Source organism: Staphylococcus sp. TCBT05, from assembly GCF_055179755.1.
The window spans coordinates 447,024-460,431 of the sequence record NZ_JBUQDQ010000038.1 but is presented as its reverse complement, the minus strand read 5'-3'; the positions used below and the strand labels follow the sequence as shown (position 1 = coordinate 460,431).

14 protein-coding genes are annotated in these 13,408 nt (G+C 30.8%); 5 read left to right on the top strand and 9 right to left on the bottom strand.

All coding sequences use genetic code 11. From position 1 onward, the window contains the following. Positions 1–97 precede the first annotated feature (97 nt). Positions 98–1,060: an NAD(P)H-dependent flavin oxidoreductase gene (locus ACY191_RS09370; protein ID WP_042738715.1), complete on the bottom strand. Its 963-nt coding sequence runs from the start codon at positions 1,058–1,060 to the stop codon at positions 98–100. 125 nt (positions 1,061–1,185) lie between these two features. Here ACY191_RS09370 and ACY191_RS09365 point away from each other — a divergent pair, with 125 nt between their 5' ends. After that, positions 1,186–1,554, top strand: a complete 369-nt coding sequence (locus ACY191_RS09365) for a winged helix-turn-helix transcriptional regulator (protein ID WP_042738714.1) — start codon at positions 1,186–1,188, stop codon at positions 1,552–1,554. A gap of 336 nt (positions 1,555–1,890) precedes the next feature. Here ACY191_RS09365 and cspA read toward each other — a convergent pair whose 3' ends face one another. Together cspA and msaA are read right to left on the bottom strand one after the other, a co-directional pair. After that, positions 1,891–2,091 (bottom strand): cold shock protein CspA, encoded by a 201-nt coding sequence (gene cspA, locus ACY191_RS09360; protein ID WP_002507639.1) that lies wholly within the window; start codon positions 2,089–2,091, stop codon positions 1,891–1,893. Positions 2,092–2,276: 185 nt separating this feature from the next. Further along, a complete protein-coding gene (gene msaA, locus ACY191_RS09355) occupies positions 2,277–2,582 on the bottom strand; it encodes a regulatory protein MsaA (protein ID WP_042738713.1) in 306 nt (101 codons plus the stop codon). A gap of 338 nt (positions 2,583–2,920) precedes the next feature. Here msaA and ACY191_RS09350 point away from each other — a divergent pair, with 338 nt between their 5' ends. From ACY191_RS09350 to ACY191_RS09340, 3 genes are read left to right on the top strand one after another with little or no spacing between them, the layout of a single operon-like run. Beyond that, complete coding sequence (locus ACY191_RS09350; protein WP_229367193.1) at positions 2,921–3,190, top strand: acylphosphatase; 270 nt, start codon at positions 2,921–2,923, stop codon at positions 3,188–3,190. A 13-nt stretch (positions 3,191–3,203) separates the two neighbouring features. Continuing rightward, the gene (locus tag ACY191_RS09345; RefSeq protein ID WP_463270009.1) at positions 3,204–3,824 is read left to right on the top strand and encodes a 5-bromo-4-chloroindolyl phosphate hydrolysis family protein; all 621 of its coding nucleotides are present in this window, start codon (positions 3,204–3,206) and stop codon (positions 3,822–3,824) included. Positions 3,825–3,848: 24 nt separating this feature from the next. After that, on the top strand, positions 3,849–4,988 hold the full coding sequence (locus ACY191_RS09340; RefSeq protein WP_042738710.1) for a toxic anion resistance protein: 1,140 nt from the start codon (positions 3,849–3,851) through the stop codon (positions 4,986–4,988). Between the two features lie 628 nt (positions 4,989–5,616). Here ACY191_RS09340 and brnQ3 read toward each other — a convergent pair. The 5 genes from brnQ3 to ACY191_RS09315 form a co-directional block, all read right to left on the bottom strand. Beyond that, positions 5,617–6,960: a branched-chain amino acid-like transporter carrier protein BrnQ3 gene (gene brnQ3, locus ACY191_RS09335; RefSeq protein ID WP_229367195.1), complete on the bottom strand. Its 1,344-nt coding sequence runs from the start codon at positions 6,958–6,960 to the stop codon at positions 5,617–5,619. Positions 6,961–7,075: 115 nt separating this feature from the next. Then, positions 7,076–8,968 (bottom strand): vWA domain-containing protein, encoded by a 1,893-nt coding sequence (locus tag ACY191_RS09330; RefSeq protein ID WP_229367196.1) that lies wholly within the window; start codon positions 8,966–8,968, stop codon positions 7,076–7,078. A gap of 12 nt (positions 8,969–8,980) precedes the next feature. After that, positions 8,981–9,772 (bottom strand): ATP-binding protein, encoded by a 792-nt coding sequence (locus ACY191_RS09325; RefSeq protein WP_042738707.1) that lies wholly within the window; start codon positions 9,770–9,772, stop codon positions 8,981–8,983. 273 nt (positions 9,773–10,045) lie between these two features. Beyond that, complete coding sequence (locus ACY191_RS09320; protein ID WP_042738706.1) at positions 10,046–10,249, bottom strand: DUF6501 family protein; 204 nt, start codon at positions 10,247–10,249, stop codon at positions 10,046–10,048. Between the two features lie 14 nt (positions 10,250–10,263). Further along, on the bottom strand, positions 10,264–11,073 hold the full coding sequence (locus ACY191_RS09315) for a VOC family protein (RefSeq protein WP_042738705.1): 810 nt from the start codon (positions 11,071–11,073) through the stop codon (positions 10,264–10,266). Between the two features lie 216 nt (positions 11,074–11,289). Between ACY191_RS09315 and ACY191_RS09310 the strand changes: the two genes are divergently transcribed. Next, positions 11,290–11,481, top strand: coding sequence for a hypothetical protein (locus ACY191_RS09310; RefSeq protein ID WP_042738704.1), 192 nt, complete (start codon positions 11,290–11,292; stop codon positions 11,479–11,481). 852 nt (positions 11,482–12,333) lie between these two features. Here the strand turns inward: ACY191_RS09310 and ACY191_RS09305 are convergent. Further along, positions 12,334–13,152 (bottom strand): ATP-binding cassette domain-containing protein, encoded by an 819-nt coding sequence (locus ACY191_RS09305; RefSeq protein ID WP_042738702.1) that lies wholly within the window; start codon positions 13,150–13,152, stop codon positions 12,334–12,336. Positions 13,153–13,408: the final 256 nt, after the last annotated feature.

The window sequence follows — 13,408 nt, the reverse complement described above, 5'->3', positions numbered from 1 at the left end:
GTTTGTTAGTGAATGTTGAACTATAGAATGATATTCACAGAACTTACAACACATCAGATTGTGGTTTTGTTTTTATATGTTATTAAGCAGCATAAACTTATTGAATATCCTTCATGACATCTTTAATAATATTTTTTACCGGTTTGATTTCAGAAATAGTAGAAATGCCTGTGCCAACTGAGACAAATCCATTTTCAGTATCACCATCTAACATACCTAATTTCATGTTAGCGCCCCCACCCATATACTGAGACAATTCGCTATTTGAATAGCCTTGGCGATCCATTTCTACTAATTCTTCTGCCAATTTTCCGGGTAACGATCTGTAGTATGCTGGTAAAGTTCTAAATAATAATAAATCTGTAGCATTTGAATCGACAATTTTTTGCTTAACATTTTCAGCAGCTGGGTTTTCTGATGTAGCAATAAACAAGCTACCTGCAAACACGCCTTCTGCACCTAACGCAAAAGCAGCATTTACTGTTCTGTAGTCTCCAATACCGCCAGCGGCAACGACAGGAATATCAATTGCATCGGCAATCATAGGTACAATTGAAAAAGTACCAATCACGCGTTCTGGAACTGTACCACCCTCATCAAAACCTGTTGCTACGTAAATATCTGCTCCAAAAGACTCAGCCTCTTTAGCATTTTCAATTGTTGGTGTTAAGGGTCTATATATTATTTTAATTTGATGTGATTTCAATTTTTGGTATAGTGATTTATCCTTTATATACTCGTTGGCAAGTACTACAGTAACACCCTCTTCAATAATTACTTCAACCAATTGTTCTGTATAAGCCATATCCCTACTTATGACTAATGGTACGCCAAATGGCTTATCTGTGAGTTGCTTAATTTTTTTAATTTCTTGTCGAAAACGCTCTATTGTATCGGTAACAGAACGTGTAATTAATGCCGATCCGCCATTGGGTCCTAAAAAGCCTAATCCACCTGCTTCGCTTACTGCTGCTACAAATTGTGCATCAGTTAGCCATGACATAGGACCTTGTATAATAGGTTTTTCTATATTCAATATGTTTGTAATACGTGATTTCATAAGTAACCCTCTTTTTTAAATTTATTATATATAGTATATTAGTATTCAAAATTCAATATTGAAAGAAGGCAATAATTTTTAACTTAGTACTAAAATTTGTACTATTGCGGTATGGAGGTATTAAAATGGTGAAAATTTGTAATTATGGTTTTGACGAATCATTCATAGATGAACATAGAGATATTCATGGGATAGCATATACTCAAAATGTGTTGTCAGGAAGATATAAAAATATCATTCTTTGGTATTTGAAAGAAGGCGATAAAAGATTTAATGAAATTAAAAAATTGCTTGTGAGTATCTCTCAAGGATCATTAACAAAGCAATTAAAAGAATTAGAACATGACAAGGTTATATCAAGAACTGTATATCCCGAAGTTCCCCCAAAAGTTGTTTATGGTCTAACAGATAAAGGAAGAGATTTAATACCAGTGATTGACATGATGGAGGCATTTGGGGAAAAATATAGTGAAGATAGTATAAATCGTAAGTAAAATAGCTAAGAATGATAATTAAGATGAGTGAAAGAAATATATCTTTATAATTAGTAGCATAATATCTAAAGTAGCATCTTTACGGAATAATAAAATTTGCTATTACATCTTTATTTGATAATTAGTGCTTTAAGTTGAATATATAAGAGCTATTAATCTACAAGATATACTGAAAAACATGTAACGATAGTATTAAATACATACGATACTTACGTTACATGTTTATTATTGTCTATTAACTTATCTATACGCTACTTGTTAAAAAGTTTTATTATAATGCAAAAAAAAGAACCTTTAACAAGGTTCTTTACAAATAGTCAATATTTCAATTTATAATTATAGTTTAGCAACGTTTGCAGCTTGAGGACCGCGATCGCCTTCAACTACTTCAAATTCAACTGATTGACCTTCTTCTAATGATTTGTAACCTTCTTGGTTAATAGCTGAGAAGTGTACGAATACGTCGTTTTCTCCTTCAACTTCGATAAAACCAAAACCTTTTTCAGCGTTAAACCATTTTACTGTACCTTGTTTCATAACTGTGAAACCTCCAAGACTAAAATTCATTCAATATGCGTTATTCGCATATTACAAAAAATACAATTTCACAGTTATCTTCTGTTGACACAATATTCTTTGCAATATGGAATAAAACTATTGCTTAAATAAGAGTATAATGCATTGTATACATAATTGCAATACAAATGTGAAAAAACAATTTATTAAATATTTGGTAAATTAAAATATACTTCATTATTGTTTAATACAATATAGCTATAAAAAATTTGTAAATCTTCATCACAATCCTTACAAAATCCTAATTCACAATTATTATAAAATGCATGAATATTGTGCTTTCCTACTAAATAATTATCGTAATCAATTTTACTTTTGTTAAGTAATGATTTATAACAAGTCATCATTTCTTCATACGTGTTAAAGTCATGTTGCTCAATAATGTGATCTGTCCAGTCACTAAATAACCACCAGCCTTCGTAATCAGCACGAATTTTTGCAACTGTCCACATAATGCTTTCCCCTTTCAATGTCGCATAGCATGTTAAAGCAATTTGAATTTATATGTAAAACATTCAACTATAATACTTACATGATACTCTTTGCTCTATCGTTATTTTAATAGTTCTTTGATAGTTCCCCACACTAGTTATGTATCGAACAATGTGATTTGTTTCCAAAATATCTAGTATATGTTTTAGAAAAATACCTATGTGTAATATTCTAACGAGTTGATATACAAAATCAAGTTATCTGTCTCATACTTTTGGCCTATAGACAAGTCAACAATAAACTCAATTATTAGTTTTGTAGAGTGAAATTGCGTATAATAAGTTTAAGAGGTGATTATATGCAATGCAAGCATGTTAAAGTATTTGGCATAGTTCAAGGTGTAGGCTTTCGTTATTATACAGAAAGATTAGCACTCAAATATGGAATTGCCGGTACTGTTGAAAATGTAAGTGATTATGTTGAAATATTTGCTCAAGGCGAAGCAGAATCATTAGCACAATTCATTGATGCTGTAACACAAGGTGCATCGCCTGCTTCGCATGTTGAAGATTATATAATTGAAGAATCAGATATAAATCATTCTTGGAATAAATTCAGAACAATATAAAGGAAGATGACAATTGAGATATAATATTTCTCGAATTATAGGGACAATTATTGCATTTCCGATTGCTGTTATCGCATGGTTCATTAGTATTTTTGCTTTTGACATCTATATGTTCTTTGATTTACTTATTTCAGCGGCAACATTCTTTGTAGTTTATTTCCCTACTCAACGTCTAACTTCTCGTAGATATTTAAATGAAATTGGCTTATCTCGCAGAGACTATCATTTTGTTAATAGCCAATTAAATAATGGTCAAGATAAAAATAGAAGAATATTAAAGTCATTTGTAAATGTGAGAAGTATTAAAGATTTTAGGCAGGTAAATGATATATATCGTATTTCTCGTGCTATATTTTTTGCTGTAAAGCAGCGACCTGCATCATTTTTCAAAGTAGAAAGTTTCTTCTATTCACATATCGATAATGCATTGAATTTAATTGAGTCTTATACTAGATTGGCAAAGTCATCCAAAAAATCTAAGGCTGAAAAGCAAAAACTTGAACAAACACGCATCACTTTAGACGAGGTTAAAAGAACATTAATAGCTGATTTAAAACGGATAAATGAAGAAGATTATAATATGTTAGATATAGAGATGGAATTGAACAGAATGGAACAAAATAGAAAGAAGTAAAATAGATGACTGGAGTGAACATTGATGGATAGAGAACATGATTTTATTAATTCACATCCATTAGATAAATATATTGATGAACGCACGGAAGATCAATCTGAAAAAATTAATAACGCTAAGCAATATTCACCAGAAGAACAACAAAAAATAAATGATTTAAGTCAAAAAATAAAGCCGATGGATAACGATGATTTATTAAATTATGGTACAGAAGCGCAACAAAAAATGTCACAATTCTCACACCGAATTCTAAATGAAGTGAGAACAACTGATGTGGGCCCTGTAGGTGAATCATTAAATGGATTAATGAGTAAACTGAAATCTGTAAATGCTGATGAATTAAATCCAGAAAATCAATCCAAGTTTAAAAGACTGTTTAAACGTACTAAGGCATCCGTCAACGAAATATTTTCTAAAATGCAATCAGTAGGATCACAGATTGATCGCATCTCAATTGAGTTAGATAAACATAAAAATAATTTAAAGCAAGACGTTGGCATGCTAGATGAATTATATGATATGAACAAGGATTATTTCGACGAATTGTCTTTATTTATTGAAGCAGCAAAGCAGAGAAGAGAGCAAATTCAACAGGAAGAGATTCCACAATTGGTTTCTAAAGCTAAAGCAACCGGAAATCAAATGGATGTTCAAGCGGCATCAGATATGGAACAATTTGTTGATAGATTGGACAAGCGTATATATGACTTACAACTTTCTCGACAAATTGCCATTCAAACGGCACCACAAATTAGAATGATCCAAAATGTCAATCAAGCTTTGGCTGAAAAAATACAAAGTTCTATATTGACGAGTATTCCCTTATGGAAGAATCAAATGTCTATTGCTCTTACATTAATGAGACAACGTAATGCTGTTTCAGCACAGAAAGCGGTAACGGATACGACGAATGATTTATTGCTAAAAAACTCTGAATTGTTGAAACGGAATGCGATTGATACTGCGACGGAAAATGAACGTGGTGTCGTAGATATTGATACATTGAAGACCACACAAAAGGATATTATTGAAACGATTGAGCAAACGTTGCAAATTCAAGAGCAAGGTAGGACAAAACGTCAACAAGCTGAAACTGAACTTATTGACTTAGAAAATGAATTACAACACCAATTGCTTGATTTAAAGAGACAAAAGCATAATTAGTTTTGGTAAATAATAATTAGAGTATCGTACTTTGGACAAATATTACAGAAAAAAAGCACTCAGATGAATGAATTTATCTGAGTGCTTTTTTTCATACTATTCGTATTATTGGCTCGCTTTCCCAGGGGACAGCCTCAGCCTGTAGTCTTCAGCCCGTCCTGTTCCCTCAGGAGTCTCGCCAATATACGTAGAAAAACATTTGTGACTTTTAAATTACTATCCACTTAAATTCTTGTATTCAATTTGTCTTGTTAGTGTGGCAAATAAATCATTAAATAAATAATAATTGAGCTGTTGGCTTATTATTCATATTATTCGTATTATTGGCATACTTTTCTAGAGGGCAGCTTTAGCCTGTAGTCTTCACATCCCCCTATTACCTTTAAAATCTCGCCAACATGCTTCTCCGAAGAATTATGGTTTAACATTCACATATACTTTTTAAATATCTAATAGGAACGTATCATTAGTTTAATAAGTAAAAAAACTTCCTTTAAAAGACGCACTGTAAATGTCATCACTTTAAAGGAAGTAGAATCATAAATAACTGTATTTAATTATGATGATAACAATTATTTATTTAACTGTTATTTCTATGTTTAAATCAAAATTTTAATATATACTATCTCTATTCTTTTTCATACACTATGGGTGATTGTTTTTTAACAAATGCTGCTACGATATACCCGATAATAGTGAAGATAACTGCTATAGGGAACCATTCTAACGAGTACTGCTTTAATGGTAGACTATCGATAAAATTAAGCTTTAACCATCCCTGTGTATGGATAACACTTAAAACTGAGATGATTGAAACGATAGCAATTGGTATTTGTTGTGCAATTGGTTTTGTAGGTATTAATCTTGCCAATAAGATTAATAAAATTATAGTAATTGCTACCGGATATACAATGCTTAGAACTGGTACAGACATTGTAATTACTGAATTTAATCCTTGGTTTGCTAATATAAAACTAATTATCGTAAAGATGATAACATAAGCTTTGTATGAAATTTTAGGAAAAATTCTGTGGAAGTATTCTGCAACTGCCACTACTAACCCACAAGCTGTTGTTAAACAAGCAAGTGCAACAATAATACCTAATAGATATTTACCAAATGTTCCAAATCCAATACTAGCTACTGTTGTTAGCAAGTATGTACCGATGTTTTGATCGTTTGCTTTCAGGCTAGCAATTTTTCCTGAAGATAAATTCATATGGTTACCGATAAAGCCTAGTGAAACATATATAAATAATAAGGCAATAGCCGCAATTAAACCTGCAATTAAAGTTTGTTTGAAGATTTTGTTTGCATGAGTAATGCCTGTTGCTTTAACTGCGTTCACTACAATCATTGAGAATGCAATAGCCGCAATTGCATCCATTGTTAAATACCCATTTGTAAAACCTTGTGAGAAACCAGTAAAGTTTGATGTGAAACCTTCTGCTGCTTGGCTACTAGGATTTCCGTGATAATCCATAAATCCTTTTACAATCATTGCTAAAATAGTAATTAATAATAATGGTGTAAGAATAGAACCGATTCTGTCGACCATTTTATTAGGATTAATACATAGATATAACACAATTAAGAAATATATAACTGTAAATATAAATAATGCAAGACTACTATTTGTGTGTGCAATTGGTGTCACTGTCATTTCAAATGATGTTGATGCTGTACGTGGTATTGCAAATAGCGGTCCAATTGTTAAATAAATAATAATTAAGAATACAATAGAAAACTTAGGAGAAATCTTATTTAAAGATCCAATATAGCCTTGTTTATCTAATGCACCTACGATTACACCGAGTAATGGTAAACCGATTCCTGTTAATGCAAATGCTAAGATAGCTGGCCAAAAGTATTCCCCACTATCTAGACCTAAACTAGGTGGAAAGATTAGGTTTCCTGCCCCAAAAAACATGGCAAATAATGTGAAACCGATAATCCAAGTATTTTTATTCATTTTTGTTGCTCCTTCTAAATTTAAAAATAATCTTACCTATTCTATCATGTCTGAAAATATTTATCTATATAAATTTCTGAATATTTAAATAGATAGACGAATATTTATTAAACATTTAAAAGGATTTTAAGAGTAGTTTTTTTAGTAAAGGTGATAAATGACTAGGTAAATTTTCTACGCCTTCAACGAATAAAGCATATTGACCATAAATATTGTGAATCGTCTGCTCAATGTCCTCTGTTATCGTGTCTTGACTTAAAAATACATTAAAGACTTCTAACCCCATTTTCCTCGCAGTTTCCACAGCTTCATAAGTATCTAAAATACCATCTTGACTGTAATTATAAGCAGATGGTTCACCATCAGAGAACACAATAAGGAAACGTTGATTATGCGAACGACGTAACAAACGATCACTCGCTATTCTGATAGCTACGCCGTCACGGTTATCATCTTGAGGCGTAAGTGCCATAATCCTTGGTCCATCTTTAGGATTTGTAGAGTAATCATAGCTAATTATTTCATCAATAATATTAGGTTGATTTAAGTTATCAGCATCAAATGCATCTTCGTTAAATGCCAGAATTTCATGTTTCACATTTAAAGATTTTAATGTTTCATGAAAGAGCACCACACCTTTTATCGTTTCTTCCATTTTATCTTGCATGCTAGCAGAAGCATCTATTAATAATGTGAAAGTAGCATCGAAAGATTGACTCAAATCTTGCTTTTTGTAGAATAATTTATATTGATCATCGATAAACCAATTAAGTAAATTCTTTTGTAATCTACCTTTAGTTAAATTATGTCTTGCATCTTGTGATTCACGATCAATTGCCTTTTTTATGATTTGAATTAAGTCCTTAGTTTCAAATTGAACTTGTGACTCAACAGTTTGATATTGCGTTAGGTATTCCGGTAAGATATCAGGTTTATTCCATTTAATTTCAACATTTTCATTGATACCTGTTAAGGCAAAGGCTGGATTAACTCCTACGTTATCTCCGCCTTCATCTTCACGTTCAGTAGTAGTACCTTTACCTTTTTTAGATTGCATATCTGTCATATCATCTGATGGATCGCCTTCTCTAGCAGTATCATTGTCACTCATGACATCACTATTTTCACCTTCATGTAATTCCATTTCTAGATATGCCCCACCTTCTGAAGCGCTATCTTGGTTATTAGATTCCATTTCTTCTGCTACAATGTCTGCATCTTTGTCATTTTCTTGATTTTGACCGTCAACATTGCTCGCGTCTGTACGTGTTAAATCTTCAAATTTTAATTCATGCATTGTTTCATACACCTTTTTAGGTAAATGATAATATTCATTTAACATATCTTCATTTAATAAATGATCGATTTGATACATGATTCGCTCAGCTAAATACATATTGTCTTCAGATGTTGAATTATGGAAAAAGTTAGGTAAATATTGATACATTACGAATACTGCATCATCAATCTGTGAATTAATATCCGGTAAATCATAAAAGTTCTCTTGTAAAAATGACTTTTCCAAACTTAAAAATAATAAATCTGTAAATGTTGTTTTAGTCTTATAAACATTGATTTGTGTTTGTGTAAAATTCAGACGAATTGCTTTACGTTTTCGTATGGCATTTGTTGTCGAAGGTCTTTCTGACATAATAAAATTTAATACTCGCATATCCTCTAATAACTTAAAAAGTTGTTGGAAAAATTTAGGATGCTCAAACTCATCGTTATGGATAACCTCATGGACAACAGTTTCATCCATTAATTTATATCCATATGCAGCAAGTAGTACGTCTGTTTTTAAGCCCATTGTTTCTATATCTGATTCTCTATGTGACCAAAACGAACTGGTAATTAATATATTCTGAATCGGGTCATAATAAGGGAATTTCTGTATTTTTACTTGTGTTTGTTCATTTTTTAGAAGTAATCGAGCTAAATCTTGAAGCATCATCACTTGCTTCGCATCTAATTGCTCGTCGTTAAATTTAATAAAACGATCACTCATGATTATCCCTCACTAAAAGTTTAATTCTACTGCATTGATTATCGCCTGTTGTTCTCTTTCATCTTCAAGTTTATCAATTATCGTTCTCTTAATTGCTCTTTTTATTGGCATGATTGTAGCTAAATCACTTAAGTCTAATAATGCACGTATACTTGCTGCTTCTTCTGAAATTTGTCCTTGTTTTGACATTGTACGTAAGTCTTCATTGAATTTAATTATACTTTGAATGAGTATCTCATCTTGTAATTGACTTTGTTTTTTAATAACATCACTTAAGATGTCTCCGTCAATATAATCTACTTGAATTACTACAAAACGGTTCTTCAATGCTTCATTCATTGGTAACGTACCGATGTATCCTTCATTAATAGCAGCAATTACATTGAAACCTGGAGCAGCGTTTACGACTTCTCCTGTGAAGGGGTTCGTCAACTTTCTACGATAATCTAGTACACCATTTAATATAGGTAATGTTTCAGGTTTGGCCATATTGATTTCATCAATATAGAGTAAGTGCCCTTCTTTCATAGCTTTAATCACTGGTCCATCTATAAAAACAATTTCTTGCGAACCGTTATCCGTTGTTTGTATTGTTTTAAATCCTAACAAACTTTCTGCATCTAAATCTACAGAACAGTTTATTTGATGCATTGGTCTATTTAGATGTTCACTTAATGATTCAGCTAATTTCGTTTTACCTGAACCTGTTGGTCCTTTTAATAATAAGTTTTTGTTTAATTCCATTAGTGAGATTGCATCATTAAATACAGTTTCATCTTTGTTTATATATTGTGCATTTGCCATTGTCATTCTCCTCTTATCTAACCTTTTCTATTATATCGACACATTAAAAATAGACCGGAATTTGAAATGAGTAAGCATCGTTTCGGTTGCTATTAAAAGTGTCCGAAAGTAATATCAAATAAAAATATTATAACCCACATTACTTAAAAATAAGTGAATCATAATATTTTCTTTTAAATATTACGCTTGCCATTCCAAATTCTAGTCTAAATTTGATGAAAATAAATGAATAAGTGTTTAATTAATACATTATATGATTTCGGTGTATATTGTTTAAACTTCCTTAAAATAAGTCTTGTAATAGCCACCAACAAGCCCAGAATTATCAATAATTTGATAATATTCTTCTGTTTCGTTAATTACATCATATACTTTGCCAACAGTTAACATATCCGATACTTTAAACTTTTGAGCATCTGTATGTGTAACTTCGACCTTTTTAATTGGTGTACGTTCTTTCCAAGTTTCGTGTAGCATTTTAAAAATCCTTTCTATTGTCCTTCTAATGTTAAGATAAATGTGATACCGCTATTCTCAGAAATTCTAATGGATCTTTCGCCATTTTGATCAAGACTTTGATATTTGATACCAATTGATTCTAATTGGTCAATTGCATGTTGAAATTGTGATTTAGATTCTGTAGCAAATTCTATTTGCTCTACAATACCGTGTTCAGGTAATTCTAGTGGGATATCAGAGGCATGAACATGTAACTCGCCACCTAGTCCACCATCACCAATTTGAAATACTTGAACCTTATAATCTGCAGTTGCTGAAGGTTTATATTCAGCAAAATGTATTAATCCGAACACCTCAGTTAATACCGATTGAGTAAGTAATAATTCATTAACTCTGATTATAACTGGACCCAACCCTTGTATTTGATGTAACGGATTTACTGTACTTTCAAATGTAGGCATACCGAGTGGTGCTCCAGTGTTATGTTCATTTGAATATATATTAAAAGGTTGAAGATTATCGTCTTTAAAATTAAAGTATTTATGACCATTCAAATCTGTAATTTCTTCGTATGCAATTTGATGTTTCGTTAATATTTCTTGATACTCATTCAGTCCTTCATCACTGGGTATACGAAGACCAATATTTTCAATATGGTTATTACGGTTATCATAGTTTGGTATTTCGACAAAATGCAGTCGTGTCCCAGAATTTAATTCAGCATCTCCAAAGCGAAGGGCCTGACCTTTTTCTGCAACATTCAGTCCGAGTATATCTTTAAATAATGTTTTAGTTTTCGCTAAATCGCTTGTACCTGTTGTAACACTTCTAAGACCATTCATTTAATGTACCCCTCTATTTTTGTCTTTTCAACTTATTATAACGCATTTTTCAGTATATTTGTATGACGAACTGTCGTTCTACTCAACCGTTCACAAAATTATAATTAAATGGCATTGGATATAGACTTGAAATGTATTAAAATGTATATATCATAAAATATAAATTTTAGGTAAAACTTCAATTTAAGTAAAAGTAAAGTGAAGGGGCGTTATTTTATGTCTGGAATTTGGATTATCTTTGCAATCACAGTGTTAATTGCAGTTTACTCAGGAATCACTTTCGTAACTAACTTAAATAGTAAACAGAAAGCCAAAGGTTCTGCAAAATCTAATAATAATATCTATGGAATAATCTTTCTAGTATTTTTGATTATTGCACTAATTGAATTGTTTTTGTTTATTGCTTAAATAAGTTTAAAGCAATATAAATATAATGATTAATTATTATAAAAAAGCGAGTTAACGTTGATGTATATGCATCAACGTTAACTCGCTTTTTTAATGTAGTGATTATTTTACCGACAACTTATGTAGATAGCTATTATATTTATAAGTCAGATGTTCTGTGAAAAAGTAATTTAATTATGAGATATGCACAAATGCAATAGACAATTGCTAATAATATAGCACTTAGAAATTGAAAATTTGTCAATTGTAAATTATCAGATGTTAATAAATTAATAAAACGATTGATTGGTGGGAACACCCATAAGATCCATTTTAATAATGGTAAACTTTCTATAAGCATAGTCTTTGTTAAGATGATAACCACAATTAAGGTTGTCAGCAGCCAGGTATATTTCTTACTCTTAATTATAGTATTGGTAACAAAAGTACCTAGTAAGATTCCAAAGACACTCATTAGACAATGAACAATAAGTCCAATGATGAGCAAATTGAGAGTCAGTGCTTTATCAAATGCCCCAATTATTATTGGATAGACCAGTGATAACACAATTAATGGACAACTGAATATAAATAAATACAATATCTTATTATTGAGATATCTTATTCGACTTTGTAATTGGCAATATAGAATATGACGTTCGTTCGTACCATCATGATTGAAATTAATAATGGTAATCCAAGTTAAAATAATAAATAATATGATCGCTGTCGAAGCGAAACTGGATAAAATCGGTATATTTCGATAAATGTATATGCCTACTACGCTTAATAAGAACAGGAATACAGGTGCTATGTATAGATAAGATTTTATAAATTTTGAATGTTCATATTTAATAAAAGTTGTGAGCATAGTTATAGGTCCTTTACTTCTATGATTTCATAGTTATGATCAATTAATGACTTTATTAAAAGGTTGCTATTCGTTTTTAATGCTGTAAGCGCAATAATGTTGTGTTCTTTCTGTTTTTGATCAGCGATATATTGCTGAATTTCATTCGGCAATGTCGTTTTCTGATTTGGAATTAATATTTGTTTTAACTCAATGTTTTTCTTATCGTGTACCTGATAGAATTGTTTAGTATTTAAATTAAGTACATGAGTAACTATAGTATTTTCTATAATATGGTTGTGGGCAGTTAGGATAATCGTTTTATCATGCGCAAGTTCAGATAAATAATTTATAAATGTTTGTTCGGTTGCTTCATCTAATCCAGAGAATGGTTCATCGAAGATTAATATATCAGTATTGTTCAGTAAGCACTGAATAATATTGACTTTCTGCAATGTACCTTTTGATAATTCGGTTAAAGGTGTATTGCGAAACGCAGTTAAATTAAAGCGTTCCATTAAGTGATTTAAACCTTCATTGTCGATATAGTTTCTTTTATTGACGTGTAGTTTCCTAATGTAGTTTAGATATGACGCTACTGTTAATTTAATGTTTTTTGGTAAGGTATCTGGTGCATAGCTTATCGTGTACGAACAGTCAATATCTCCATATGTTGGTGTAATTAATTGGGTTAATAATTTTAGCGTAATACTTTTACCAACCCCATTTTGCCCTTTTATTAAAGTTATTGCATTCTTAGGGATATTAAAGGATAAATTTTCAATAATTCTCTTTTTATTATAATATTTAGATATATTTGTTGCCTTGATGGCATAGTCCATATTATTCCACCTTTGTTATTGCATAAAATAAATAAATTAACTAATATGTTGTAAAGTTCTTTTCATAAAATAATTGTATGAAAGTTAAATAGTAAAATCAATCATTTAGAGTGTAATATCAATATAAATGATAGCTATTAGGCTTTATGTTAATTATTTTTAGTAAAAGATATATACGTAATGTAAATAATTGCTTTATATTTTGAAGTTAAATTAAAAAGACAAACCCTAATGCATTAGAACGACATAGGATTTG

What these genes read in the sequence shown, in the direction of transcription:
- ACY191_RS09305 (WP_042738702.1), bottom strand. Translation starts at nt 13,152, where the DNA reads ATGGACTATGCCATCAAGGCAACAAATATATCTAAATATTATAATAAA.
- cspA (WP_002507639.1), bottom strand. Translation starts at nt 2,091, where the DNA reads ATGAAACAAGGTACAGTAAAATGGTTTAACGCTGAAAAAGGTTTTGGT.
- ACY191_RS09340 (WP_042738710.1), top strand. Translation starts at nt 3,849, where the DNA reads ATGGATAGAGAACATGATTTTATTAATTCACATCCATTAGATAAATAT.
- ACY191_RS09350 (WP_229367193.1), top strand. Translation starts at nt 2,921, where the DNA reads ATGCAATGCAAGCATGTTAAAGTATTTGGCATAGTTCAAGGTGTAGGC.
- ACY191_RS09320 (WP_042738706.1), bottom strand. Translation starts at nt 10,249, where the DNA reads ATGCTACACGAAACTTGGAAAGAACGTACACCAATTAAAAAGGTCGAA.
- msaA (WP_042738713.1), bottom strand. Translation starts at nt 2,582, where the DNA reads ATGTGGACAGTTGCAAAAATTCGTGCTGATTACGAAGGCTGGTGGTTA.
- ACY191_RS09330 (WP_229367196.1), bottom strand. Translation starts at nt 8,968, where the DNA reads ATGAGTGATCGTTTTATTAAATTTAACGACGAGCAATTAGATGCGAAG.
- ACY191_RS09370 (WP_042738715.1), bottom strand. Translation starts at nt 1,060, where the DNA reads ATGAAATCACGTATTACAAACATATTGAATATAGAAAAACCTATTATA.
- ACY191_RS09310 (WP_042738704.1), top strand. Translation starts at nt 11,290, where the DNA reads ATGTCTGGAATTTGGATTATCTTTGCAATCACAGTGTTAATTGCAGTT.
- ACY191_RS09365 (WP_042738714.1), top strand. Translation starts at nt 1,186, where the DNA reads ATGGTGAAAATTTGTAATTATGGTTTTGACGAATCATTCATAGATGAA.
- ACY191_RS09315 (WP_042738705.1), bottom strand. Translation starts at nt 11,073, where the DNA reads ATGAATGGTCTTAGAAGTGTTACAACAGGTACAAGCGATTTAGCGAAA.
- ACY191_RS09325 (WP_042738707.1), bottom strand. Translation starts at nt 9,772, where the DNA reads ATGGCAAATGCACAATATATAAACAAAGATGAAACTGTATTTAATGAT.
- brnQ3 (WP_229367195.1), bottom strand. Translation starts at nt 6,960, where the DNA reads ATGAATAAAAATACTTGGATTATCGGTTTCACATTATTTGCCATGTTT.